Genomic DNA, 25230 nt, shown 5'->3' with positions numbered 1-25230 from the left:
GATCTCCTCCGAGTGGGAGGGGTGGGCAGGAGGAGGACGTCGGTGGGACGGAGGGGCTGCCGCCGGGAGGCGGCAGCCCCTCCTCGGCTCAGCCGATCTTGATCTGGTCCGTGCCGTGGCCGATGCGGGAGACGACGACGCCGGGCTCCGCGACCTCGCCGTACTCGGCGGTGTGGTGGCGCAGGATGCTGCCCGAGTCCGGTCCGCGCCGTACTTCCAGCGTCCAGCGCAGCTCGTGGAAGAAGAACCAGTCGTCGAAGTGGCGGTGGACGATCTCGATGTCCCGGACGGTGTACTGCGCGTGGAAGTCTCGGAGGAACTCCCGCAGTTCGTTCCGGCCGTCGAGTTCGACGAGGGTGCCGGTCTGGCCCACGTAGTCCCTCAGCGCTGTCTGCGTCTCGGGGTGGGCCATCTCGATGAGCGTGTCGATGTCCCCCTTGCGGTGGGCCTCGACGAGGCCCGCGTGCACCTGCTCCACGGCGTGCCGGCTCGCCCGTGGGCCGTCGGCCGGGTTACCGGTCAGAGCCTCCTGCCCCTTGGTCCGGGCCCAGTACAGCTCGCCGGTGATGCCCTCGGAACCCATGGTCGGGAACAGGACGATGACCTCGCTCTCACCGTCCAGAACGGCGACCGGCCGCTGGCCGTCGACCTCCTTGGCCCGTCCCAGGGCAGCGCCGTAGACGAAGGTGTACCAAGAGCCCGTGATCTCCGTCAGCGGGCGCAGTCCGACCACCGCGGCGAAGCGGTGCACGTCGCGGTAGGTCTGGGCGATCCCGTCGTAGGTCGTGGTGATCCGCTGGACCGGGACCGCCCTGTTCTCCTCGGTGACCGGGGAGAGGGTGTACGCGTAGGGCCCGCTGGGGGCAAGCGTGTCCAGGATCTCGTCGACGACGTCACGGTATTCGGCGTGCAGGTGCCGCCACGCGGCCTGTCCCGCGCGTATGTGCAGATCGGAAGTCGTCAGCAGCTTTTCGGCATCGATACGGTCTTGCATGTCAACCATCCTTCGTGGGGGGTAAACACGGTGGTCGCCTCAGGCAACCTGAGGGGCGATGGACCGGGCGAGTCGAAGCCCGGCGACCGTCCGTCGGGTGGAGAAGAAGCGGCGCTGAATCCTGGTGCGGGAGTTCAGCGGATTGTGTGCGGGGGTGTCAGGCCGGGAGGACGGTGTCCGGCTCGGGTGGCGTGGCTCCCAGGCCGAGTTGGACGCCGGCCGCGTAGGCGGAGTACTCCTCGATGCTCTCGAAGATCCGGCTGTCGCCGAGGTCGCCGAAGTCCGCGACGGTGGCGAAGTTGTCCCGCAAGTCCTCGATGGTCGGGTCGAGTTTCCAGTAACCGTGGGCTTCGACGACGGCGATGCGGGCGAAGCGGGCGCCCTGCGAGTGGAAGAAGTGGCCGTTGGCCGGGCAGGTGGGGTGCAGAAGCCAGGCTGCGGCGGGGCTGACGTGTTCGGCCTTGAAGTTGTCGGCGAAGAACTTCGCCAGGTTCGGGGTGTCGCGGAGGGCGTCGGCGGTGAGCCGTGTGTACGCCTCGACGGCGAGCACGTTGGCGCGGATGTGGTGCTCCGCGCCGTCCACCGAGACCACGCGCGCCAGGCCGAGCAGGCCGGTCTTGGCGGTTCCGTAGTGGGCGAGGCCCTTCGAGCCGAACAGCCCGCCGCTGGAGGTGATGTAGAGGAGATTGCCGCCGCCCTGGCGGACGAAGTGCGGCCAGGCGGCACGGGTGAGGTGGAAAGCCGCGTCGAGGTGGACGGCGAGCATGGCCTCCCAGGCGCCGTCGTGGAGTTCGGGGATCGGGGTGAAGCCCGAATGGCCGGCGCTGTGGATGATGCCGTCCACGCGGCCGAACTCGGCGACCGCGGCGGAGACCAGGGCGTTGCAGCCACGGGAGGTGCTGACGTCCTGGGTGTTGGCCAGGGCGGTACCGCCGGCCTTGCGGATCTCGTCGACGACCTGCTCGGCCGGACTCGCGTCGGCTCCGCCGCCGTGCAGGCCGCCGCCGAGGTCGTTGACGACGACGGTGGCACCGCGCTCGGCGAGCAGCAGGGCGTAGGCGCGGCCCAGGCCGCGTCCGGCGCCCGTCACGATGACGACCTGACCGTCGAACCGTACGTCACTCATGTTCTTTCCTTGCTTGTGCTGGTCGCCCGATGCGGGCGGCGGAGGGGGAAGGGGAGGGTGACTGAGCCGTCAGCCCTCGGGGCGCAGCGGTTCGGCCGCCGCGAGTCCGGATAACGGGGCGCCGACGATGCGTTTCACGTCTGCACCATCCGGATCGCGGCCGCCGGGCAGACCGCGGCGGCCTCTCGCACCCTGTCGAGGAGTTCAGCCGTCGGCTGGTTGTCCAGCAGGAGCGCGATGCCATCCTCGTCCCGCTGGTCGAACACCTCGGGGGCGGCGACGACACACTGTCCCGACGCCACGCACTTCGGCTCATCCAGCTCGATACGCAAGATCTTCTCCTCCTTCTTGAGCGTTCTTGTCTCTGTCCGTCGTACGGTTCGCCGTCATCAGGCGGCGGGCCGACTCCTGCCAAACAGGTGTGCAGCCCTGGCACGGGCGCTTCCGCGTACCCGCGTGGCTTCCGGGGGCGAGCTCTCGGTGCGTCCGGGACACCGCTTGGCCTGGGTGCCGAGCCTGCCGCCTCACCAGGTCACGGGCAGCTCGTAGGTGCCGTAGAAGATCGCCTTGTGCTTGAGCGGGATGTCGTCCGCCGCGGCGGCGAGCTTCAACGTGGGCACGCGGCGCAACAGTGTGGGATACACGACCTGGAGTTCCATCCGGGCCAGTCCCTGGCCCAGGCACTGGTGGATTCCGTAGCCGAACGCGATGTGACGGCGGGCGTCACGGCTCAGATCGAGCTGGTCGGGGTCGCCGGTGAAGACGTCGGGTTCGCGATTGCCGATGTCGTTGAGGAGGATGACGCCCTCACCGGATCGGATCGTATGGCCGCCGTACTCGATGTCCTCCGCCGCGACACGGCGCAGTCCGACGTGGTTGACCGTCAGAAAGCGCAGCAGCTCGTCCACGGCCGCAGCGACCTTCTCGGGAGCGTCGTCGGCGGCGCGCATCCTGGTGAGCTGGTCGGGGTGTTCCAGCAGAGCCATGGTGCCCAGGGCGATCATGTTGGCGGTGGTCTCGAATCCGGCGATCAGCAGCAGGATGCCCATCAGGACGGCTTCGTCGCGAGTGATGTCGCCTGCCGCGACCCGCGCCGCCAGGGTGGACAGCACCGCATCGTCGGGGTCGGTCGTCTTCGCGTCGATGAGCCCGCGGAGATAGTCCTGGAGTCGGCCGTAGGCCGCCGCACCGTCCTCCCGTGTGGTCTCCCGGGAGACCAGCAGTGTGGCGTTGTCCTGGAAGAAGGCGCGGTCCTCATAGGGCACGCCCAGCAGCAGACAGATGACCTGCGAGGGGACGGGCAGCGCGAGCGCCGTCACCAGGTCGGCCGGCTTGGGACCGGCCAGCAGGTCGTCGATGAGCCCGTCGACCATCCGCTGGACGAGCGGCCGCATGGCCGCGACCCGTTTCATGGTGAACGCGGACTGCACCATGCGGCGGAACCTGCTGTGCTCGGGGTCGTCCATGCGGAGGAAGGACTGGGCGGTCTCGCCGCTCGGGCCGTTGTTCGGGAATCCCGGGCGGGTGTGGTCGGCGCTGACCCTGGGGTCGGCCAGCAGGGCTCGCTGATCGGCGTAGCGGGTCACCACCCACGGGGTGCTTCCGTCCCATATCCGGACCCGCGCCAGCGGCCCTTCCTGCTGTAACGGCCGCAGACCCGGTGGCGGGTCGAACGGGCAGCCCTCCGCCCTGGCCATCGGGTAGTCGGGCACCCGAGCACTGTCCTGGTGGGTCCGCGTGTCCGTACTGGTCATCCTCGTCTCTTTCCGTGCTCGTTTCGTGCTGTTCCGTGCTCGTCCCGGACATGGCGTCGCCCGGGGCTCCAGATCCGGGATCCGGTGCGTTCAAGACTTGCAGAAAACATTCGCGATGGGCAAACTTTCTCGGGGGGAATTTTTGCCAACATCCCGTATGCTCATCGGCCATGACAAGTGACCTGCGTGAACGCAAGAAGGAGGCAACTCGACAGGCGCTGCACCACGCTGCTGTGCGCCTCGCCCTGGAGCACGGTGTCGAGGGCGTCACTGTCGAGGCCATCTCCGAGGCGGCCATGGTCTCCCGGCGCACCTTCTCCAACTACTTCACGGGCAAGGAGCAAGCGCTCCTGTACCACGACCGGACACATGTGGCGCACCTGGTCAACCTGGTGCGCGCCCGCCCGCCCGAGGAGCCTCCTGGCGTGGCCCTCGTCAACGCCGCCTCCCAGCTCGGCGCGATGTTCAGTGACCCGGCCGAGCACGCGCGCTACCGAGACCTGCGCACGCACCCCGCGTTGGCCCGCGAATTCAACGCGGTCTACTCAGCCGCCGAACAGGACCTTGCCGCTGCACTGGAGGAGCGTCTGCCGGCGTCGGCAGACCGGCCCCTGCGGACCCAGGTCCTGGCCACGGCGTTCCTCGCCACCCTGCGCGTGGTGCTGCACAGGTTCACCGTGGATCCCGAGCAGGACACCACGGCGCTCATCCACCAGGCTGTTGCCGTCCTCCATGAGAGTTTCGAGTAGGTCGGGCTCTATCGTGACGCGCTCGGTTTCACCGAGAAGTACCGTACCGGCAGGAATGACGCTGGGTGCTCCCCGCGTCGGCATGGGGGCGGGCGGCGATCCGGCGGGCCCATGTCTCCCGGTCGATGGCCTCACGGTGGAGGTCGCTGGTGGCGGTGATCAGAGCTGAGGGGAGGACGGGGGCAGTACCAGGTGCCTTCGGTGAGCTGGGCTCCGGCGGTGCCGGCCTGGATGCTGAGCTGGTCTCGGCGGTAGTCGAAGACAAGGCGGTAGCCGAGGGCGCGGGCGGCGAGCCAGGTCCCCGCCTGGTACCGGGCCCCCAGCGCCCCCGTGGTCGGCCCTGCCCTGCGCACGCTGCAAACCGACCCCCCCCACCCATGGACCCTGCCGGTCCTGGCGGCGAAGACCGGCGTGTCCCGGGCAGCCTGGCCCGGCGCTTCACCACGCTCGTCGGCCGGCCACCCATGACCTGCCTACGGGAACGACGACTCGCCCTGGCCGCCGACCTGCTGCACCAGCCCGACGCCACGCTCGCAGTGGTGACGGACCGCGTCGGATTCGCCAACGCCTCGCCCTCAGAGCCGCGTTCAAAGGGCGACACGGAGTCAGTCCGAGCGGGTACCGGATGCGCGAGACGCGGGCGGCAGCCTGACGTCCGACTCAGCGAGGAGATGGAACTGAACCGAGATTTCGACAGTCAGCAGACCAGCAACCCGGCCCGCCTGACAAAGGCTCGCGAGAACCTCTTCGACGGTCACGTCGGCGGAACGGCTGTTGGAAGCTACTGCTGAGCCTCGGCTCTGGCCTTGGGCCCACTGGTAACGGAGGGCGGCCCGCACCTGCGCGAGCGTGTGCGGGCCGCCCGAAGTGTTCGGACCTCAGGGGGAGCCGAGAGGCCCGTCCTCGATGTCCTTCTGGATCAACCACTGCGTGAACGCCCGGGCCTCGGGGAACAGTTGTGGTGTGTCTTCGCTGCGCAGAAGGTAGTGCGCCTGGCGCATCGGGACGAGCCGGTTGTGGGCAAGAGCGAGCCGGCCACTGCGGACCGTAGCGCGGGCGAAGCGCTCCGGCACCAGGGCGCAGTGCAGGCCGGCGGCGGCGAGAACGGTGGCGACGACGGTGACGATGAGGCCGATCTGAAGGGAGTTCAGCAGCGCGTTCGTCCAGTCCGGGTCGGTGAAGAAGTTGGCGTACCAGCGGGTCGACCAGCTACGGGGCGGAAAGACCAGGGACGCCTCGCCGGTGAAGGACAGGGGCACCACGATGAGCGCCGGAGCGATCAGCCAGGCGCCCACCAGCGCGCAGAATCCCCACAGGGCGACACGGCCGAGCCTGCCGCTCTTCATACCGCTCATGACAGCACCTGCTTTCCGGTCCGGCGCAGGGTCAGCGCGGCGAGTGCGAGAAGAGCGAGCGTCACACCGAGCAGGACGACCCCCATGGCTCCGCCGTGTCCCCACTGCAGCAGACCGTTGACCTGGACGTAGATCTGCTGGGAGATGCCGTGCGGCCTCGGAGACCTGGGTGCTCGCGGCGAGGGGGGTGCTCAGGCCGACCGCGCAGTGTTGCCAAGTCGTCGTGCGGTTGGATGAGTTCGGGATACTGAAACCGGAGGGGCGATTACTGCAACCGCAGCACGGCGGAGTATCGGACACGGTCAGGGCGCCTCACCTGATGGCGGACTTGGCCGTACTCGACATTGATCTCCGCCGGCGGCATGGGCCTGGTCCCGCCCCACCCTGTCCGCGATCAGCGCACCGCCCGGCCCGTGCCCTCGCCTCTGTCATGGTGTGCGGGAGCCGCACCACGGCCTTGTCCCCGGGTGACTCGTCCCGTTAGCTTGCGGCGGGTATCGGAGGACAGCTCGAGGCGAGGCGTACCAGTGGCAGGTCAGGGCAGGACACACCGGGAGGCGCAGTACGGCCTGCTGACCAGCATCGCCGGCGAGGCCGGGGTGTCACTCAGCACGGTGTCCAAGGTGGTGCACCGGCGTCCTGACGTCGGTGTCGCGACCCGCACTCGGGTCGAGGAGCTGCTGACGCGGTATGGGTACGTCCGCCCGGGAGAGCCGGACCCTGCGGTGCCGCGCCAGATCTTCGCGGTGTTCCGTGACCTGTCCGGGCCGTACACCCTGGAGGTCGTCCGCGGGATCGTGGACGCGGCGGACGATCTCGGCATCGACGTGGTGACGGGAACGACCGCCCATCGCTCGATCTCCCAGTGGCTTCAGGAGTGCGTGGCGCTCGGCGCGGCCGGGATGATCATCGTGATCTCGATGCTGGCTGAGGACGACCAGCGCCGCATTGTCGAACAGCGCCTGCCGGTGGTGCTGATCGATCCGCTCAGCGCGCCGAGCCAGGACATTCCGAGCATCGGGGTCACGAACTGGAGTGGGGCGAAGGACGCGGTGCAGCACCTGCTGGGGCTCGGGCACACCCGGATCGGCATGGTCGCGGGCCGCTCGCACTCGCTGGCCGGGTCTGCGCGTCTGCATGGCTACCGGGCCGCGCTGGAGGAGGCCGGTATCCCCTACGACCCCGCGCTCGTGCGCTCGACCGACTTCGACTACGGCGAGTCCCTCGCCGCCAGCCTGCAGATCCTGCGCTCGGCCGACCCGCCCACGGCGGTCTTCGCGGCCAGCGACGCCCAGGCGCTCGGTGTCCTGGAAGCCGCCCGTCAAGCGGGGTTCGCCGTCCCCGATGATCTGGCGGTCATGTCCTTCGACGACACGCACGTGGCGGCCATGGCCTGCCCGCCGCTGAGTGCGGTACGTCAGCCCTTCGAGGAACTGGGCAGTGAGGCGACCCGTGTGCTGATGCGGCTCGCCGAGGGCACGCCGCCGGCGTCGTCGCGGATCGAGCTCGCGACGGAACTCGTCCTGCGCACCTCGACATCCGTACGTTGGCGGGTCGTCGCCACCCCGTGACGCTGACAGGTGCTCGCCCCCGCTCTGTCAGGCGAGCGGGACGACCACCCTGGTGGGGGAGTGGGGGAGCAGGCGCAGGGTCCGTCGCCGGTCCACGGCACCACGGCACACGAGGGCGACATCCCGCTCGCGCGGCGATGCCAGCACCATCCGGACGAGGCCCTCCCGTACGTCCCAGCTCAGCTCCTCGACGCGCACCCCGGCCCGGGTCTCGATACCGCGCAGACTGCCGCTTGGCCATTCCGGGGGCAGCGCCGGAAGCACCTCGACGATCCCCGGCCTGGAGTCCACCAGCATCTCCGTGACGACGGCGGGCAGACAGTGGGCGGCGTCCGCGTTGTAGATCTCCAGATCGGGGTTGTGCGAGGTCATCAGGGACCGGAAGACCATGTTCCGCCCAAGGATCTTGAGGACGTTGGCCTTCGCCGTCCCGCCGTCCTTCAGCCGCGCGGCGACCAGGGCGCGGTGCAGGCTGCCGTGCGCGGACATGTTCTCGTCGCCGCGCCGCAGCAGCGCTTCGCGGGCGGCTGCGGCCAGATCGGGGCTGTCGTCCGGGGAGATGTCGTGTAGGGGCCACACCGGGTAGAGGTGGCTGATGTGCCGGTGATCGTCGGCGGTCGCCAGTCGGGGCCACGCCCACTCGGCGAGTGCCCCGTGGTCGTCGACGCGGTACGGCGGCAGCCGTTCGGCCAGTGCGCGCCAGCGGTCGGCCGCTTCCTGCTCGACGCCGAGATGCGCGCAGACGTCGGCGGCGGTGGTGAGCGCGTGCCGGGCCGCGGCGACATCCATGGTCGCGTTGACTCCGGCCACGCCCGGTCCGTGCTTCGGGCCGACCTCGGGGGAGTAGGACGGGACGAGGACGACATGCCCGTCGTCGTCCTCGCGGGTGAGGAAGTCCTCGAAGAAGACGGCGGCCTCGACGAGCCACGGTGCGAGCGTGTCGGCGAGGAAGACGTCGTCGCCGGTCGCCTGCCAGTACTCGTACAGCGGGTACAGCAGCCAGTCCGCGCCCGCCAGCCACATCGTCCAGGGCCAGTCGTCGTCGAGATGGAACAGCAGTCCGTGCTCGCCGTCGGTCCGGCTGGGCGCGAGGATGCCGCGGGCACCGTAGATCGTGCGGGCGTTGGTGCGCCAGTCCTCGATCTGCGCTCCGATCAACGCGGCGTACGGCGCGATCAGCTCGGGCATGCCGGTGAGGACCGCCCCGGCCATCTGGAGGTTGATGTTGGCGTCGGTGGTGTAGTCGCCGGACCAGGCGGCGCCCCAGGCCCCCAGCCACAGTCCGGTCAGCCGGGGCGGGAGGACTCCGCTGGAGCTGAGCAGGAGGTAGCGGCCGGAGTGGAACAGTGTTTCGACCAGGGCGGGGTCCAGCGTGTCGGGGTCGTTGCGGGCGAGCAGTTCGCCCACAGGCAGCTGCCTGTCGCTGTCGGACACGCCCAGGTCCAGTTCGGCCCGGCCGTAGAGCTCGCCGTGAACGGGAGCGTGCCGGGTAAGCAACTCGTCGTAGTCGGCGGGTAGTTCGAGCAGGGCCGTGCGTAGCCCCGTGATGTCCACCGGAGTAGGCGACCGGTCCATCCGGGTCAGCACCACCACGCGCGTCGCTCCCTCGACGCGGGCCGCGTCCCCCTCCGCGGTGACACTGCCGCCGGTGACCACGGCCCGGGCCACGCCGGCGAACTCCGCTGCACCGGGTCCGGGCGGATACGCCCCCACCACGGCGAGGCACGCCTCACCGTATCCGGTGACCTCGGCGGACGACGAGAAGGTGACCTCGGGCGGGCGGGCGGGAAGCTCTCCGGAGAGCCGGACGACCAGGTCGAGCCGCGGACCGGTGATCTCGACGACCGCGACGGCGTCGGTCCGCGAGACGAACGCACGCCGCTGCCATACCCGGTCCCCGTCGGACCAGGTGACCCGTACCTCGCCGGTGGTGAAGTCCGTGACGCGGCGGTAACCATCCACCGGGCCCGCCTCCGCTTGGGCGTCCAGGTGGAGCACGTGCCCGGGGTGGAAGGACTGGGTCCAGGCCATCGCCCTGCCGTCGGAGAACTCGCGCTGAGCCCGTTCCCGGTCTCCGGCCAGGATCAGATCGCGGACGTGCTCCAGACGGTCGGCGACGACCGGCGGGCGCATCGCGAGGGAGCCGTTGGGGAGGACGTAACGGTGGTGGTTGTGAACGATCCGCTCCCGGTGGGGATGCCCGAACACCATGATCCCGTACTCGCCGTTGCCGGAGAGGAAAGCGTCCTCCCAGCGGTCGGCGGGCTGGGTGTCGTGGATGCTGTGCGCCGGCATTTCCCGGCCTCCCCGAAAGTGATGTGTCCGACTGGCCCGAACAGGGTGCCGGGAGCCTACAAGAGTTCGCCACTCGGATCGCGAAAGACTTTCGCAGGCTGAAGGTCATCGAATCTCCGCAGGTGAAAGGGGTTGTCGCCCCCTTTGCCGCCGCGTCGGTCATCGAACTGGCAGGTACCTTCACTGCGCGCACGGTCAGCGGAGGTCGACGGGGAGGTCCACGCGGAAGTGAAGGGCTCAGCGAGATCGCGCGGGAACGCCCAGTACGGGCTTCTCACGTCCATAGCCAGCGAGGTCGGTGTCTCGCTCGCGACCGTTTCGAAAGTCGTCCACCGGCGGCGCGACGTGTCGGAGGCGACGCGGACACGTATCGAGGCGCTGCTGGCCGAGCGCGGCTACGTCCGTGCCTGGGAGGGCGACGCGCGCCGGCCGCGGCAGATCCTGGCCGTGTTCCGGGACCTGGCCGGCCCGTACACCCTGGAAGTGGTGCGCGGCATCGTGGAGTCGGCGGCCGGGATGGGAGTCCACACGACCGTCGGCACGACGAGCCGGCGCTCGATCGCCCAGTGGCTTCAGGAGTCCGGTGCGCTGGGCGCCGTGGGGGTCGTCATCGTGATCTCCGCTCTCGCCGAGCAGGACCAGCACCGGATCGTGGACCAGCGGCTGCCGGTGGTGCTCGTCGATCCCCTGAACGCGCCGTCCGTGGACATCCCGAGCGTCGGGGTGACGAACTGGCACGGTGCGACGACCGCCGTCCAGCACCTGATCGAGCTCGGGCACCGCCGCATCGGCATGCTGGCCGGCCGTTCGCACTCGCTGGCCGGGGCGGCACGTCTGCACGGCTACCGTGCCGCTCTGGCGGAGGCCGGGATCCCGTACGACCCGGCGCTCGTCCGGTCGACGGACTTCGACTACGGCGAGGCCCTGTGCGCCGCCCGCGGCATCCTGGGCCGGTGCGAACGGCCGTCGGCTCTGTTCGCTGCGAGCGACGCCCAGGCCCTCGGCGCCCTGGAAGCCGCGCGGCAGCTCGGCATCGCGGTGCCGAGCGAGCTGTCGGTGATGTCGTTCGACGACACCCTGGTCGCCGCCATGGCCTCGCCGCCGCTGAGCGCCGTACGGCAGCCGTTCCGTGAGCTCGGTCAGGAGGCAACGCGTGTCCTGCTGCACCTCGCCGACGGCCGGCCTCCCGCGACGATCCGCAGGGAACTCGCGACGGAATTGGTCATGCGTATGTCGACAGCGCCGCCCGGAGCCGGGAAAGACGAGCGCGCGTGACCGCGTTTCCGTACCGAATTGATCGTGTGCATGCCGACAGTGCCCGGGAGAGCCGGCCGCCCTTGACTTCGATTCCGCAAGCCCTCGGACTGCGAAAGTCTTTCGGAAGTGATTCCTCTCCGATATTGCCGTGGCCGAATTCCGCCGCTTAGCGTGACCGACGCCAGCTCAACCGCAGGAGCAACGGGACGCAAACCTTGCGCGACAGCACCTGACGGCCGTGGCCATCGACTCACATCCCTCAGCGCGGACGGGCCCGGGACGGCCTGTGCGGTGAAGCCCACCCGCGAAAGGGATACTGCCGACTCGAAAGGTGTTCAACGATGAACAGAGTGTCCCGACGGTGGTTCCTCACCGCGACGGCTGCGACCACGCTGGGTGTCACTGTGGTCGGCTGCGGCAAGTCCGACACTGCGGCCTCGCCCACGGGCAACGCGGACTTCTGGACGCTGCAGGACCCGACCAACCCGGTCCAGAAGGCGGCGGTGGAGGAGTTCAACTCCACCGGCAAGGGCAAGGTCAGCATGACCGTCATCGCCTCGGACGGGTACAAGGACAAGCTGCGCACCGGGATGGGCTCCTCGAAGATGCCCGGGATGTTCTTCAACTGGGGCGGCGGCAGCCTCGACGACTACGTCAAGGCGGGCAAGCTGGTCGAACTCGACAAGATGCTGGAGACGCACTACCTGCCCTCCGCGCTGGAGGCCGGCAAGGTCGACGGCAAGCTGGTCGGCGTTCCGTGCCGCGGCACCCAGCCGGTGTTCCTCTTCTACAACAAGAAGGTCTTCGCCGACGCCGGCGTCGAGCCGCCGAAGACCTGGGACGACCTGACGAAGCTCGTGAAGGTGTTCAAGGGCAAGGGCATCACGCCGTTCGCGCTCGCGGGCAACGCCAGCTTCTCGTGGACCGAGCTGATGTGGGTCGAGTACCTCGTCGACCGCCTCGCGGGCGAAGGACTCTTCCAGAGGATCCAGGACGGCGACTGGGAGAAGTGGGGGGACCCGGCGGTTCTCAAGACCGCGCAGATGATCAAGGACCTCGTGGACGACGGCGCCTTCGGCAAGAGCTTCGGATCGGTCAACTACGGCGCCGGCGGCACCTCCACCCTGCTCAACAAGGGCAAAGCCGCGATGGTGCTGATGGGCTCGTGGGAGTACGCCGTCCAGCAGGGCGAGGACCGGGACTTCGCCAAGAACGACCTCGGCTACGTGGCCTTCCCCTCGGTGGAGGGAGGCAAGGGTGACCCGAAGAACGTGGTGGGCAACCCCACCAACTACATCTCGGTGACCACCGCCGCTCCGGCAAAGACCGCGGCGGAGTTCCTCAAGACCACCTACAGCGACGCCTACGTGCAGGGACTGGTCGAGAAGGGCGAGGTACCGGTCACGTCGAACGCCGAGCAGTTCCTCGCCAAGGCGGCCGACCCGGCGTACGCGAAGTTCCAGTTCGACCTGGTGCAGCAGGCTCCCTACTTCACCCAGTCCTGGGACCAGGCGCTCGGCCTCACCCTGGGTACCCCGCTGCTGACCGAGATCCAGAAGCTGTTCAACGGGCAGAGCTCGCCGGAGCAGTTCGTCAGCTCGGTGCTGGCGATCAAGAAGTAGGAAGGGCTCGTCCACGTGGTCTCCGCAACGACTTCGCGGTCCGTGAGCAGGCACCCCGTCCGCGACCGGGCCGCTCCTCCCACCCTGGAGCGGCCGGGCGTGGCCTGGGCGGTCCCAGGCCTGCTGTTCTTCCTCGTCTTCGCCGTCGCGCCGATGGCGGGGGTGCTCTACTTGTCCTTCACCCAATGGGACGGTCTCAACACCCCGCAGTTCACCGGCCTGGAGAACTGGTCGCGGTTCTTCGGAGACAGCCAGGTCTGGCAGTCCACCCTGGTCACCGGCGTTCTGCTGGTGGGGAACATCGCGGTCCAGGCGCCGGTCAGCATCCTGCTGGGCGTCTGGTCGGCCGGCCCTCAGCGCAACCGGGCTGTACTGTCGGCGATCTTCTTCCTGCCGCTGCTGCTGTCCACGGCCGCCACGGCCATCATGTGGCGCCAACTGCTCGACCCGAACTTCGGCCTGCCGTCGAAGGTCGAGTGGCTCTTCGGCGCCAATCCGCTCGGCACCCAGAGCGGCGCGATCGCCTGTCTGGTCCTGGTGACCAGCTGGCAGTTCGTCCCCTTCCACAGCCTGCTCTACCAGGGGGCCGCCCGTGCCATCCCGCACACGCTGTATCAGGCGGCCTCGATCGACGGGGCGGGGAGGGTGCGGCAGTTCTTCCACATCACGCTGCCGCAGCTGCGCAACACCATGATCACCTCGACGATCTTCATGGTCGTCGGCGGGCTCACGGCCTTCGACATCGTCCTGTTGCTGACCAACGGCGGCCCCGGCACCGACACCTCGATCCTGCCCTTCTCCATGTACCAGACCGCGTTCCGCACCTACGACTACGGCTACGCCAGCGCCATCGCGAGCTTCCTGCTCCTGCTCGCCACCGCGGCCTCGGTCCTCCTCACGAAGCTGAGTGGCTACGACAAGATGACGAGCACCCTGGAGGGAGTGTGAGAACCCGCCCCAACTACGCGGCCGGTGCCGCGGCCTTCGTCTGGCTCCTGATCATCGGGATTCCGCTGTACGCGCTGGTGAACACGGCGGTGCAACCGCAGACGGCGTACACCGACAAGGGACCGGTCTCGATCCCCGACACCGTGACGATGGACAACTTCCGCACGGTTTTGGACAGCGGCTTCCCGCAGTACATCTGGAACACCCTCGTCGTGGCGGTGGCCACCGTCGCCATCGTGCTGGCGCTCGCGATCCCGGTCAGTTACGCCGTCATCCGCGGCCGGGGCTGGATGGCCAAGGGCGTGTTCCGTCTGTTCCTCCTGGGGCTGGCGATCCCGTCGCAGGCCGTGATCATCCCTCTGTTCCTCATGATGAACGATCTCGGTTTCTACGACACCCTGTGGGGGGTCATCCTGCCCACCGCCGCGTTCGCGCTGCCGGTGAGCGTGCTGGTCCTCAGCGGCGGGATGCGGGACATCTCCAGCGAGCTGTACGAGGCGATGGCGCTGGACGGCGCGAGCCCGGCCCGAACCCTGCTGACGCTGGTCGTCCCGATGTCGAAGTCCGCCATCGCGACCACCTCCGTCTTCACGGCCCTGCAGGCGTGGAACGGCTTCCTGTTCCCGCTGATCATGACCCAGTCCGAGGACACCAAGCTGGTCACGCCAGGCCTGTACAACTTCGTCTCCGAGTACTCGGCGAACGTGCCGGCCCTGCTGGCCGCGGTACTGCTGTCCGCGGTCCCCATCCTCGTCGTCTACCTCTTCGCCCGCCGGGCCCTTGTCGCCGGCCTCATGGGAGCCGGCGGCAAGTGACAATACCGGCTTCCTGCCAGGGCGGATGAGGCAGGACGCCGCCCGATTCGGGGCCCGTGCACCGACAAGCGTCGATCACCACCTCCCCATGATGCCGTCCGGTCTGTCTGCCTCCCCGCGATAGCCGGACCGGTGCCCGGGCCCGGCTGCCCGCCCCCGTCGGCGTGCTTCCTCGACTTCCTGGACCACTCGCGCGGCTCTCGCGCGCCCGAAGACAGAAACGGACAAGACCTTGACGATCAGCGACGAGCGCCCGACGACCGGGCTGTGGAACGACCCCGCCCTGCCGGCGCCTGTCCGCGCGCGGGCCCTGCTGGACGTGATGACCGACGCCGAGAAGATCGCGCAACTCGGCAGCACCTGGCCGGATCACGACGACGGCGGCGACGTGGCACCCATGCAGGAGACCTTCCGCGGCGCCGACCGCTTCGAGGAGGCCATCGTCGACGGCCTGGGACAGCTGACCCGGGTGTTCGGCACGGCCCCGATCGATCCGGAGGCCGGCCGCAGGCGGCTGACGGCGCTGCAGGAGCAGGTCGTGGCGGCGAACCGGTTCGGCATCCCCGCCGTCGCCCACGAGGAATGCCTGACCGGATTCTTCACCTGGCAGGCCACCGTCTACCCGACACCGCTGGCCTGGGCGGCCACCTTCAATCCCGACCTCGTCGGGCGGATGGCCGAGGCCATCGGCTCGGACATGGCGGCTGTCGGCGTCCACCAAGGCCTGGCCCCCGTCCTGGACGTTGTACGCGACTACCGGTGGGGCCGGGTGGAGGAGACCCTCGGCGAGGACCCCTACCTCGTCTCGGAGCTCGGACTGTCCTATGTGCGGGGCCTGGAGTCGGCCGGTGTGGTCGCCACGCTGAAGCACTTCGCGGGCTACTCCGCCTCCCGCGCTGCCCGCAACCACGCTCCGGCCGTCCTCGGCCCCCGCGAACTCGCCGACGTGATCCTCGTGCCCTTCGAGAAGGCCGTGGTCGCCGGCGGCGTCCGGTCGGTGATGAACGCCTACAACGACATCGACGGCGTGCCCTGCGGCGCGGACGAGGCCCTGCTCACCGGGCTTCTGCGTGACACCTGGGGCTTCGAGGGCACGGTGGTCTCTGACTACTGGGCCGTCGCGTTCCTCGCCTCCATGCATCACGTGGCGAACGATGTCACGGGCGCGGCCCGCGTCGCACTCCGGGCCGGTATCGACGTCGAACTGCCGCACACCTCCGGCTACGGGGAAGCGCTCCTGAACGACGGTGTCCCCACGGACCTCCTCGACCGCGCGGTGCTGCGGGTCCTGACGCAGAAGGCCGAACTCGGTCTGCTCGACCCCGACTGGAAGCCGGGGCAGTACACCGCCCCGGCGGACCTCGACTCGCCCCGCAACCGCGGCATCGCCCGCGACCTGGCCGAACAGTCCGTCGTGCTCCTCGACAACCCCTCCGGCGCACTGCCGCTCGCCGCCCCGCGCTCCATCGCTGTGATCGGCCCCGCCGCCGACGATGCCCGCTGCCTGTTCGGCTGCTACTCCTTCCCCAACCACGTCCTGCCCCACCACCCCGAGACCCCGCTGGGCGTCGAGGCGCCGACGGTCCTCGACGCCATCCGACAGGAGTTCCCCGACGCCTCGGTGCACCACGAGACCGGCTGCTCCTTCACCGGGGACGACCGCGGCGGCATCGAAGCCGCGGTGGCGGCTGCCTCGGCGGCCGACCTGACGATCCTCGTCGTCGGCGACCGCTCCGGCATGTTCGGTGAGGGCACCTCCGGCGAAGGCTGTGACGTCGGCACGCTGACGCTCCCCGGAGGGCAGGAGGACCTGGTGGACGCCGTCCTCGACGCGGCGAACCAGACCGTCCTCGTCCTCGTCTCGGGCCGCCCGTACGCGATCGGCCGGCACGCCCAGGCGGCGGACGCGACCCTCCAGGCCTTCTTCCCCGGCGAGGAAGGATCGGCGGCGATCGCCGGCGTCCTCTCCGGCCGGATCAACCCCTCCGGACACCTGCCCGTGCAGATCCCCGGCGACACGGCCGGCCAGCCGGGCACCTACCTCGCGCCCCCGCTCGCCCTCAAGAGCGACGGAGTGAGCAACATCGACCCCACCCCGGCGTTCCCCTTCGGCCACGGCCTGTCCTACACCGACTTCACCATCGAGGACGTGCGCGCCGATGCGGAGACCATCGCGGTCGACGGGACGGTGACCGTACAGGCCACGATCACCAACACCGGCCCCCGGGCGGGCACTTCGGTCCCCCAGCTGTACCTCACCGACCCGGTCGCCTCCGTCACCCGGCCCGTTCGCCAGCTGATCGGCTTCACCCGCATCGAGCTGGCCGCCGGTGAGACCCGCACCGTTCAGTTCGAGCTCCACGCGGATCTGACCAGCTTCACCGGGCAGGACCTACGCCGCCGTGTCGAGCCTGGCCAAGTCGTGCTGACCGTCGCGCAGTCGGCGGGAGATCCGGGCCGGTCCGTGGAGGTGGTACTGCACGGTGGCACCCGCATCGTCGACCACACCCGGACCATGACCACAGAAGTCACGATCCTCCCGAGCTGAGCTGGACCGCCGCCATGCCCGCATCCGCCCGCATCACCGCCCTGGACGTCCTGGACGTGCGGTTCCCGACCTCCGAGCACCTGGACGGGTCGGACGCGATGAACCCCGAGCCCGACTACTCGGCCGCCTACGTGGTCCTGCGCACCGACGCCGGCGACGAACTGGAGGGCCACGCCCTGGCCTTCACCACCGGACGCGGCAACGACGCCCAGGCCGCCGCCATCGCCACGCTCGCCCCGTACGTGGTGGGCCGGTCCGTCGAGGAGGTCTGCGGCGACCTCGGCGCCTTCTCCCGTTCCCTGGTCCACGACCCCCAACTGCGCTGGCTGGGACCGGAGAAGGGCGCCATCCACATGGCCACCGGCGCGGTCGTCAACGCCGCCTGGGACCTGGCCGCCAAGCGCGCGGGCAAGCCCGTCTGGCGCTTCCTGGCCGAGATGTCCCCGGAGGAGCTGGTCGCCCAGGTCGACTTCCGCTGGCTCAGCGACGCCCTCACCCCCGAGGACGCGCTTCAGATCCTCCGCCGCGCCGAGCCCGGCCGCGAGGAGCGCATCGCCCGTCTCCTGGAGCGCGGCTACCCGGCCTACACCACCACTCCCGGCTGGCTCGGCTACTCCGACGAGAAGCTGGCCCGCCTGGCCCGGGAAGCCGTCGCCGACGGGTTCACCCAGATCAAGCTGAAGGTCGGCGCCGATCTGGAGGACGACGTACGGCGCATGCGCACCGCCCGCGCGACGGTCGGCGACTCCATCCGTATCGCCGTCGACGCCAACCAGAGATGGGACGTCCAGCCCGCCATCGACTGGATGCGCGCACTGGCCCCCTACGACCCCTACTGGATCGAGGAGCCCACCTCCCCGGACGACATCCTCGGCCACGCCGCCGTCCGCAAGGCCGTCACGCCCATCAAGGTCGCCACCGGCGAGCACATCGCCAACCGGGTCGTCTTCAAACAGCTGTTGCAGGCGGGCGCGATCGACATCGCGCAGATCGACTCCGCGCGGGTCGGCGGCGTCAACGAGAACATCGCGATCCTGCTGCTCGCCGCGAAGTTCGGCGTGCCGGTCTGCCCGCACGCGGGCGGCGTGGGCCTGTGCGAGATGGTGCAGCACCTGTCGATGTTCGACTACGTCGCCGTCTCCGGCACCGTCGAGGACCGCGTCATCGAGTACGTCGACCACCTGCACGAGCACTTCGTCGACCCGGTACGCATCGCCGACGGCCACTACCTCGCGCCGACCGTGCCGGGGCTGAGCGCGCAGATGCACCCGGAGTCCCTGAAGAAGTACGCCTACCCCGACGGCCCGGTCTGGACCGCGCGTGTCTGACCGTCTCGAACTGGTGGATGCCCACCACCATGTGTGGGACCTCGACCACCGTTCCCAGACCTGGATGGACGAGCCCGGCCATGAACCGATCCGCCGTACCTGGCCTCGGCCGCCGCCTACGTCCACGGCACGATCCTTCCGGTCGACGGCGGATGGCTCGGCAGATGCCACCGATCTCGCCTTCGCCCTGTCCGGCACCCGGATACTGCCCGTACTGACCGTGCCCTCCCCGGACTCGGCCTCGCAACTGGCCGAGGCGCTCGCGGCGGGTGGTGCGCGATGCGCCGAGGCCACCTTCCGTACCCCGGAGGTCGAGCGGGTCCGGCGATGGCGGCGCACGGCGGGTTGGCTTTCGGCGCGGGCACTGTGCTTACCGCCGAGCAGGCGGAGCGTGCCGTGGCGGCGGGGGCCCGCTTCGTCGTGTCACCCGGATTCGACGCGACGGTCATCGCGAGGTGCCGGGGGCTGGGGGTACCCGTCGTGCCGGGTGTCGCCACCGCGACCGAGCTGATGCGGGCGCTGCGGGCGGGCCTCGACACGGCCAAGCTGTTCCCGGCCGAACCTCTCGGCGGCGTCGGAATGCTTCGGGCGCTGAGCGCTCCCTTCCCGCAGGCCCGATTCGTGCCGGCCGGCGGCATCGGCCCCGCCCTCCTGCCCGACCACCTGTCCCACCCGGCGGTCCTCGCCGTGGGCGGCAGCTGGATGGCGACCGCCGGTCATCCGGAGCGCGACGCGTACGCGGACATCCGACGGCTGACCGCCGAGGCCGTGGCGAGGAGCACACGGTGACCGGGCCCGAGGTGATCGCTCTTGGTGAAGTGATGCTGCGCTTCGACCTGGGCGAGGGACGCATTAGCACCGCCCGCACTTTCCAGGTCTGCGGCCCCAGCCTGTGGGCTGGCCGGGGCGGCGCCAAAAGGGCACGCGAGGTCGACCTCCGGCTCGCCAGGCATGCCGACGTCGTCGTGGGCGCCCTGGCCCTGGCCGGTGACCGCCCCGGGGCGGCGCACATCGACGCGGACGGGGTGCCGGACGCGCTCGCCGAGGTGGCTAGCCGGGTGCCGCAGGCCAGGGTACCGGCGACCACCGTGCGCGCCGTGCCCTCGGCAGGGCTGAACGACTGGTCCTCGGCGGCCTGGTTGCCCGAGAGCGGCTTCGTCACAGGCCCGCGGATGCCCGGCCTGCACGTCATGGACCGCATCGGCTCCGGCGACGCCTTCGCCGTCGGCGTGATCCACGGCCTGCTGACCGGCACCCGCTTGGAACGCGCGCTCGCCTACGGCACGGCCCACGGCGCGCTCACCATGACCACGCCCGGCGACGTCTCCATGGCCTCGCTCGCCGAGGTCGAGGCGCTCACGGCGGGCGGTTCGCCCCATGTCAGACGCTGACCGGGCCCCGCCCGGACCCATCACTTCCCCGAGGAGGGGCCTTGCGCCGCCGGAAGATCGCGAACACCCCGGCCGAGCTCACCGAACTCGGCTTCGGAGCCTCGGCCATTGGCAATCTCTACCAGGTCACACCCGCCGATGAAGCGACGGCGGCCGTCGAGGCGGCCTGGGAGGCCGGTATCCGGTACTTCGACACCGCCCCGCACTACGCCTCGGGCTGTCCGAGCGCCGCCTGGGAGCGGCCCTGAGGGACCGTCCACGCAGCAGTGCGTCGTCTCCTCGAAGGTGGGCCGGCTGCTCGTTCCCCACGAGTGGCCACGTGGAGTCGACGGCGAGGGCTTCGTCGTACGCGACGACCTGCGTAGGAGATGGGACTTCAGCCGCGACGGCGTGCTCCGCTCCATCGAGGACACACTGGAGCGCACGGGGCCTGGACCGCCTGGACATCGTGTACCTGCACGACTCCGGCGACCATGGGCGTCAGGCCGCGGCGGAAGCCATGCCCGCCTTGGCGGAACTTCGCGACCAGGGGGTCGTCGGGGCCATCGGCGCGGGCATGAACCAGGCCGCCATGCTCGCCAGTTTCCTCCGGGAGATATCCGCCGATGTGGTGATGGTGGCCGGACGCTGCACCCTGCTGGATCAGTCGGCGCTGGACGACGTCCTCCCCACCGCACTTGTGCTCGGCAAGAGCGTCGTGGCGGCCGGGGTGTTCAACTCAGGTCTGCTCTCCGGGGACCGGCCCGCACACGGCATGAGGTACGACTACTGGGACGCACCGCTGGAACTCGTCGCCCGTGCCCGGGCCATCGCCGATGTCTGTGAACGGCACGGCACGACCCTGCCCGCCGCGGCGATCGCCTTCCCCTTCACCCACCCCAGCGTCATCAACGTCACCCTCGGTATGCGAACTCCCGGAAGATCTCTGGCACGACCTGCGCGGCCGAGGTCTGAACAGAACCGGCGTGCCTGCCGGCCACCCCCCCGCATCTCCCGGCTACTGAATAGTGCTCGTGATTCCGCCCTGTCAATATCGAATGAGGGGCAGCGTGCGAAACACTTTCGGAAACGTACCGGTGACAAAGCGGTATCCCGTCCCAATACTTTTCCCCACCCGGCTTACGTCTCATCGACCGGAATGCATCGATGGGTATCGCCGCGGGCCGCATGCCGCAGTCGACAGTTCGGTATTCACGTCCGGCTCTGCGGTCATTCCCCGTCGGTCACGGAGTTTGTCCTCTCCATTGCCGTGGCCGCCACCCCGTACGTTCAGAGGAGCCGCAGTGAGACAAACATGGGCACGGAGGGTTCTCGCGACAGCGACAGCCTTCGGCGTCGGCGTGGGACTCGCCCTCGCCTCCACGGGCAGCGCGTCGGCGTATCAGCCGAGCCAGACGAACCTGTACGTGTCGCAGGATTCCGCCACGTGCAACAAGAAGCCCTGTGTTCTGTACCCGAAGACGGCTCAGCTGCCGAGCGGCCGGATCGTCGCGTCGTTCGAGAACAGCAAGGGCGACCCGGTGGGCCAGACGCTGCCGGTCTACAAGAGTGACGACGACGGTACGACGTGGCAGAAGCTGTCCGATGTCAAGGCTCCCGCGTATCTGTCCAGTGACTCGCAGTACGCGAAGTACACCAGCAACTGGACCAACCCCTACCTCTATGTGCTCCCGCAGGACGTCGGAACGCTGCAGGCCGGCACGCTGCTTCTCGCGAGCGCCGTCTCGGGGGACGACTACTACTACAAGGAGCGCAAGGCCGCCGACCCGAACTGGACGCCCACCGCCGACGGTGACCGCAAGGACATCGCGATCGCCCTGTACTCCAGCACGGACGACGGTGCGACGTGGGACTTCCAGAACATCATCGCCACCGGCGGCTGGCAGGGCATCAACCCCTCGAGCGCCAACACGAACCGGCAGAGGGACCCTGTCTGGGAGCCGTACCTGGTGGCCCGCAACGGAAAGCTCGTCGCCTACTACTCCGACGAGCAGGAGTACCTCGGCTTCGACGCCACCACCGGCGTACCGAACCGTGACCCTGATGACGACACGGCCACGGACCCCGGGTTCCAGATCCTCGTGCACCGGACCTGGGACGGCGGCAGCACATCCTGGACCCAGCCGGTCGTCGACGTCCCGGGCACGACCGCGACCGTGGGTGGCAAGACGCTGATCGGCAACGGACGTCCGGGCATGACGACGATCGCCGAGACGACCGACGGGAAATGGCTGCTCACCTACGAGTACTGGGGCGGTGGAACGGACACCCGGTACCGGCTTGCGGACGACCCGCTGAAGTTCTATCCGAACACTGTGACGGACCAGCCGGTCACCAATCTGCCCGTGCCCTCCGGGGGACGCACGCTGTCGACGGGCGGCAGCCCGGTGCTCGTCCAGCTCCCGGACGGACGGATCGCCTACAACGCCAACGGCAGGGGCAGTGTCTGGGTGAACGAGTCCGGTAAGAGCGACGGCACCTGGAAGGAGTACCAGACGCCGGTCACCAATGGTTACAGCCGCAATCTCCAGTACGTGGAGGGCACGGGACGCGTCCTCATCCTCCAGGCCGACTTCAGTACCGGCTACGGGCCCATCCGTTACGGCGAGGTCGACCTCGGGCGGTCCACCCAGTCCGCCTACTACACCCTCGTCAACCGCGCCACCGGTCAGGCCCTCAGCCCCGACGCCGGCAAGACGCAGGACGCGAACCTCACCGGAGACGTCCCCGACCTCGTCCTGAAGGACCGGAACACGGCCGACGACCTGCAGCGCTGGCACACCACGGCCAAGGGCGGCAACGTCACCCTGCTCAACAAGGCCGGTGGCCGCTCGGTCGCCATCTGGACCGGCAGCGCGACAGCCGGACAGAAGCTCGCCCAGTGGGTCGACGACGGCGCCACCGACAAGCAGTGGACCCTCGTGGCCTCGACCGACGGCTACTACAAGCTCCGGTCGGTCCGTAACACGAGTCTCTTCATGACGGGCGCGACGGCGGGCGGCTCCGTCACCCTGGGCACGGCGATCGACGCCTCGACGAACGCCGTGGCCGACGACTCGCAGGAGTGGCAGCTGGTCCAGGACCCGCTGCCGACGGACGGCACCTTCACCCTCAAGGGCGCCAACTCCGGCCGCTGCCTCGATGTCCCCAACGGCCAGACGGGCGTGCAGGTCCAGATCTGGGACTGCTCGGGCAACGCGAACCAGACCATCACGCAGACCACCGCGGGCGAACTCCGCGTCGCCGGCAAGTGCCTGGCCGCCGCCGGTGACGGCACCACCGCGGGCACCCAGGTGATCCTGTGGACCTGCAACGGCAAGTCCAGCCAGAAGTGGTGGTTCCGTCTGGACGGCTCCGTCATCAACCGCTCCAACGGCCTGGCGATCGACGTCACCAACTGGGGGACCGCCAACGGGTCGAAGGTGCAACTGTGGACGGCTCTCGGCAACGCCACCCAGAGGTGGAGCCGGGCCTAGTCCGCCTCAGCGGGGTGCGGTCGGAGGGGGACCGCACCCCGCTGAACGCGGTTCAGGAGCTACGCGAGTCGCTTGAAGAACCCGCCGATGTCGGCGCTGAGCAGGTCCGGCTCCTCCATGGCGGGGAAGTGGCCGCCGCGGTCGAACTCTGACCAGACTGTGATGTTGTTCAGGATTTCGGCGTACCGCCGGGGTGCCCGGAAGCCGACGTCGTCGACGGTTGATTCGGTCCTTCGGGGCTGGGGCCCTCGCGGTAGAGCCGCGCCGCCGAACCCGCCGTCCCCGTGAGCCAGTACAGCATCACGTTGGTCAGCATCTGGTCCCGGTCCACCGCCTCCTTCGGGCGCCTCGGCGCAGTCCATCCAATCCTTGAACGTCTCGACGATCCAGGCAAGTTGCCCGACCGGCGAGTCGACGAGCCCGTAGGCAATGGTCTGCGGCCGTGTGCTCTGGATGGCCTGATAGCAGCCCCACAATGCCATGGCTGCCGCTGTCGTTGCAGCATCTCCTTCTCCTCGTCGGTCAGGACGGCGTTCTGGGCGGTATCGCGTAGATGTTGACCAGGTGCACCCCGATGATGTGCTCGCTGTCGATCCTGCCCAGTTCGCGGGAGAGGGCCGATCCGAAGTCGCTGCAGTGCGCTCCGCAGCGCTCGTATCCGAGCCCGCGCATCAGCTCCGCCCATGCGCGGGCGATGCGTTGGGAGTTCCACCCGCGCTCCCGGGTGGGACCGGAGAAGCCGAAACCCGGCAGGGAGGGGATGGCTGGATGGAAGTCCTCACTCAGCGGCTCGATGATCTTCAGGAACTCCGCGAAGGACCCGGGCCAGCCGTGCGTGATGATCAACGGCAGCGCGTCCGGATTCGCGGATCGGACATGCAGGAAGTGGACGTTTCTGTCCGTCGATCTCCGTGGTGAACTGCGGGAAGGAGGTGAGCAGCTTCTCCTGCGCCCACCAGTCGTAGGCATGGCGCCAGTAGGGCAACGAGCTCCTTGACGTGGATCACGGCAGACGCCGAGCGTTCCGCGATCCGGTCGTCACGGAGATGTACGGCGGACCGGCCAACCGGAGGGCATCCTCATGTTCAGTGGTACTGTTCGGCCCAACATGAGGCTCCCCTCACATTCGGAGGTACGGTGAGCCAGACCAAGAGCACGAATCCCAATCTCCCCTCCCTTCGCATCGTCCGGGTGTTGAACCGCGTGATACGCCCGCTGCTCGCCTCGCGTCTGCACCGCTTGCTCAGTGGACGCACGATGCTGCTGAGTTACACCGGGAGGAAGACCGGACGCCACATCACCGTCCCGATCGCCTATTTTGAGTGGGATCCCGGGACCGTCCTGGCCATGTCGAGTGTGCTGAGCTGGATCCCGAACCTACGCACCGGCCCTACCGTGCGGTTGCGTATCCGCGGGCGTGAACTCGACGCGGTCCCCACGGTGTTCGAAGACCGCGCCGCGATCGCCGGTCTGCTTGCCGAGTTCGCCCGCCGCAAGGGCCCGAAGGCGGCCAAGGCGCTGATGCTCGATCTGCCCGGCGATCGTCAACCCACGCCGGAGGAACTGCACGAGGCCAGTCTGAGGACCCGTCTGGTCATCTTTCGTCTGGCTCAGTGAGCGACAGGGCACCGGCGTCTGCTCGGCTCATCCGAACCTGCAAGCCCTGCGGGAGGGCGCAGCGCGGGACCAGGTCCTCCCCAGCCGGATCGCCCAGTTGGAGTCACTTACCGATCCGCCCGGAACCAGCGGATGCGTCGCTGATTCTCCGGCCTGCCCCTGCCCTGGTGGCCTGCGACACCCGTGGGCCACGATTCGGTCACCGCGACAGCTGTGTGGTGCCGATACGCGGCCCCGAAGAACTGGCCGCCTTCGCCTGCCCTGCGGCCGAGCACAGCGCGGCCTGGTTCGCCTACCTGACGTCCCAGCTTGCCGCCGAGCCCGCAACTCCCGCGCCGTGATGCCTTACAGCGGCTCTGAGTGTGTACCGGTCCGAGCCCACCC

At 69.3% G+C, this 25230-nt stretch carries 21 protein-coding genes and 4 pseudogenes; 15 read left to right on the top strand and 10 right to left on the bottom strand.

Annotation, left to right across the window (positions count from 1 at the left end; all coding sequences use genetic code 11):
* Nucleotides 1-88 precede the first annotated feature (88 nt).
* The 4 genes from ACWD4G_RS36780 to ACWD4G_RS36765 form a co-directional block, all read right to left on the bottom strand.
* Entirely contained in the window at nucleotides 89-994 is a 906-nt protein-coding gene (locus ACWD4G_RS36780; protein ID WP_451301424.1) for a hypothetical protein, read from the bottom strand.
* Between the two features lie 157 nt (nucleotides 995-1151).
* A complete protein-coding gene (locus ACWD4G_RS36775) occupies nucleotides 1152-2120 on the bottom strand; it encodes an SDR family NAD(P)-dependent oxidoreductase (protein ID WP_451301422.1) in 969 nt (322 codons plus the stop codon).
* A gap of 134 nt (nucleotides 2121-2254) precedes the next feature.
* On the bottom strand, nucleotides 2255-2452 hold the full coding sequence (locus tag ACWD4G_RS36770) for a ferredoxin (RefSeq protein ID WP_451301421.1): 198 nt from the start codon (nucleotides 2450-2452) through the stop codon (nucleotides 2255-2257).
* Between the two features lie 192 nt (nucleotides 2453-2644).
* On the bottom strand, nucleotides 2645-3874 hold the full coding sequence (locus ACWD4G_RS36765) for a cytochrome P450 (protein WP_451301419.1): 1230 nt from the start codon (nucleotides 3872-3874) through the stop codon (nucleotides 2645-2647).
* 170 nt (nucleotides 3875-4044) lie between these two features.
* Between ACWD4G_RS36765 and ACWD4G_RS36760 the strand changes: the two genes are divergently transcribed.
* The gene (locus tag ACWD4G_RS36760; protein WP_451301417.1) at nucleotides 4045-4623 is read left to right on the top strand and encodes a TetR/AcrR family transcriptional regulator; all 579 of its coding nucleotides are present in this window, start codon (nucleotides 4045-4047) and stop codon (nucleotides 4621-4623) included.
* A gap of 131 nt (nucleotides 4624-4754) precedes the next feature.
* Here the strand turns inward: ACWD4G_RS36760 and ACWD4G_RS36755 are convergent, their stop codons facing one another.
* Complete coding sequence (locus ACWD4G_RS36755) at nucleotides 4755-4976, bottom strand: hypothetical protein (RefSeq protein ID WP_451301415.1); 222 nt, start codon at nucleotides 4974-4976, stop codon at nucleotides 4755-4757.
* Between ACWD4G_RS36755 and ACWD4G_RS36750 the strand changes: the two are divergent.
* Nucleotides 4903-5275, top strand: a pseudogene (locus tag ACWD4G_RS36750) (helix-turn-helix domain-containing protein); the annotation flags it as partial. The gene ACWD4G_RS36755 and the pseudogene ACWD4G_RS36750 sit on opposite strands and share 74 nt — an antisense overlap.
* Nucleotides 5276-5501: 226 nt before the next feature.
* Here ACWD4G_RS36750 and ACWD4G_RS36745 read toward each other — a convergent pair.
* Entirely contained in the window at nucleotides 5502-5978 is a 477-nt protein-coding gene (locus ACWD4G_RS36745) for a hypothetical protein (RefSeq protein WP_451301413.1), read from the bottom strand.
* 527 nt (nucleotides 5979-6505) lie between these two features.
* Between ACWD4G_RS36745 and ACWD4G_RS36740 the strand changes: the two genes are divergently transcribed.
* Nucleotides 6506-7549, top strand: a complete 1044-nt coding sequence (locus ACWD4G_RS36740; RefSeq protein WP_451301411.1) for a LacI family DNA-binding transcriptional regulator — start codon at nucleotides 6506-6508, stop codon at nucleotides 7547-7549.
* 27 nt (nucleotides 7550-7576) lie between these two features.
* Here ACWD4G_RS36740 and ACWD4G_RS36735 read toward each other — a convergent pair whose 3' ends face one another.
* Nucleotides 7577-9844: a glycosyl hydrolase family 95 catalytic domain-containing protein gene (locus ACWD4G_RS36735; protein WP_451301408.1), complete on the bottom strand. Its 2268-nt coding sequence runs from the start codon at nucleotides 9842-9844 to the stop codon at nucleotides 7577-7579.
* 228 nt (nucleotides 9845-10072) lie between these two features.
* Between ACWD4G_RS36735 and ACWD4G_RS36730 the strand changes: the two genes are divergently transcribed.
* The 10 genes and pseudogenes from ACWD4G_RS36730 to ACWD4G_RS36685 all read left to right on the top strand — a co-directional run bounded on the left by ACWD4G_RS36730 (nucleotide 10073) and on the right by ACWD4G_RS36685 (nucleotide 23229).
* Nucleotides 10073-11119: a substrate-binding domain-containing protein gene (locus ACWD4G_RS36730; protein ID WP_451301406.1), complete on the top strand. Its 1047-nt coding sequence runs from the start codon at nucleotides 10073-10075 to the stop codon at nucleotides 11117-11119.
* 323 nt (nucleotides 11120-11442) lie between these two features.
* Nucleotides 11443-12723, top strand: a complete 1281-nt coding sequence (locus ACWD4G_RS36725) for an ABC transporter substrate-binding protein (protein WP_451301404.1) — start codon at nucleotides 11443-11445, stop codon at nucleotides 12721-12723.
* A 42-nt stretch (nucleotides 12724-12765) separates the two neighbouring features.
* Nucleotides 12766-13671 carry a carbohydrate ABC transporter permease gene (locus ACWD4G_RS36720; RefSeq protein ID WP_451301402.1) on the top strand — a complete coding sequence of 302 codons (906 nt, stop codon included), beginning with the start codon at nucleotides 12766-12768 and terminating at the stop codon, nucleotides 13669-13671.
* Nucleotides 13668-14486, top strand: coding sequence for a carbohydrate ABC transporter permease (locus ACWD4G_RS36715; protein WP_451301400.1), 819 nt, complete (start codon nucleotides 13668-13670; stop codon nucleotides 14484-14486). Before ACWD4G_RS36720 ends, ACWD4G_RS36715 begins: the two co-directional genes overlap by 4 nt.
* A gap of 232 nt (nucleotides 14487-14718) precedes the next feature.
* On the top strand, nucleotides 14719-17034 hold the full coding sequence (locus ACWD4G_RS36710) for a glycoside hydrolase family 3 N-terminal domain-containing protein (RefSeq protein ID WP_451301398.1): 2316 nt from the start codon (nucleotides 14719-14721) through the stop codon (nucleotides 17032-17034).
* Between the two features lie 14 nt (nucleotides 17035-17048).
* Nucleotides 17049-18362 (top strand): L-fuconate dehydratase, encoded by a 1314-nt coding sequence (locus ACWD4G_RS36705; RefSeq protein ID WP_451301396.1) that lies wholly within the window; start codon nucleotides 17049-17051, stop codon nucleotides 18360-18362.
* A gap of 327 nt (nucleotides 18363-18689) precedes the next feature.
* The gene (locus ACWD4G_RS36700) at nucleotides 18690-19151 is read left to right on the top strand and encodes a bifunctional 4-hydroxy-2-oxoglutarate aldolase/2-dehydro-3-deoxy-phosphogluconate aldolase (protein ID WP_451301394.1); all 462 of its coding nucleotides are present in this window, start codon (nucleotides 18690-18692) and stop codon (nucleotides 19149-19151) included.
* A 95-nt stretch (nucleotides 19152-19246) separates the two neighbouring features.
* Nucleotides 19247-19753, top strand: a pseudogene (locus tag ACWD4G_RS36695) (PfkB family carbohydrate kinase); the annotation flags it as partial.
* 41 nt (nucleotides 19754-19794) lie between these two features.
* Nucleotides 19795-20757: pseudogene (locus ACWD4G_RS36690) on the top strand (aldo/keto reductase).
* Between the two features lie 279 nt (nucleotides 20758-21036).
* Nucleotides 21037-23229, top strand: coding sequence for an RICIN domain-containing protein (locus tag ACWD4G_RS36685; protein ID WP_451301392.1), 2193 nt, complete (start codon nucleotides 21037-21039; stop codon nucleotides 23227-23229).
* A 59-nt stretch (nucleotides 23230-23288) separates the two neighbouring features.
* On the opposite strand, the gene ACWD4G_RS36680 is transcribed toward ACWD4G_RS36685, so the two are convergent.
* The 3 genes and pseudogenes from ACWD4G_RS36680 to ACWD4G_RS36670 form a co-directional block, all read right to left on the bottom strand.
* Nucleotides 23289-23711 carry an alpha/beta fold hydrolase gene (locus tag ACWD4G_RS36680; protein ID WP_451301390.1) on the bottom strand — a complete coding sequence of 141 codons (423 nt, stop codon included), beginning with the start codon at nucleotides 23709-23711 and terminating at the stop codon, nucleotides 23289-23291.
* A 40-nt stretch (nucleotides 23712-23751) separates the two neighbouring features.
* Complete coding sequence (locus tag ACWD4G_RS36675; RefSeq protein WP_451301491.1) at nucleotides 23752-24075, bottom strand: alpha/beta fold hydrolase; 324 nt, start codon at nucleotides 24073-24075, stop codon at nucleotides 23752-23754.
* 94 nt (nucleotides 24076-24169) lie between these two features.
* Nucleotides 24170-24214 (bottom strand): annotated as a pseudogene (locus ACWD4G_RS36670) (hypothetical protein); the annotation flags it as partial.
* A 152-nt stretch (nucleotides 24215-24366) separates the two neighbouring features.
* Between ACWD4G_RS36670 and ACWD4G_RS36665 the strand changes: the two are divergent.
* Together ACWD4G_RS36665 and ACWD4G_RS36660 are read left to right on the top strand one after the other, a co-directional pair.
* Nucleotides 24367-24846 (top strand): nitroreductase/quinone reductase family protein, encoded by a 480-nt coding sequence (locus ACWD4G_RS36665; protein WP_451301388.1) that lies wholly within the window; start codon nucleotides 24367-24369, stop codon nucleotides 24844-24846.
* Between the two features lie 218 nt (nucleotides 24847-25064).
* A complete protein-coding gene (locus tag ACWD4G_RS36660) occupies nucleotides 25065-25187 on the top strand; it encodes a hypothetical protein (RefSeq protein ID WP_451301386.1) in 123 nt (40 codons plus the stop codon).
* Nucleotides 25188-25230: the final 43 nt, after the last annotated feature.

Source organism: Streptomyces sp. NPDC002643, assembly GCF_053592555.1.
Note: the sequence above shows the minus strand (reverse complement) of the source record. Positions and strands in the feature narration are given on the sequence as shown.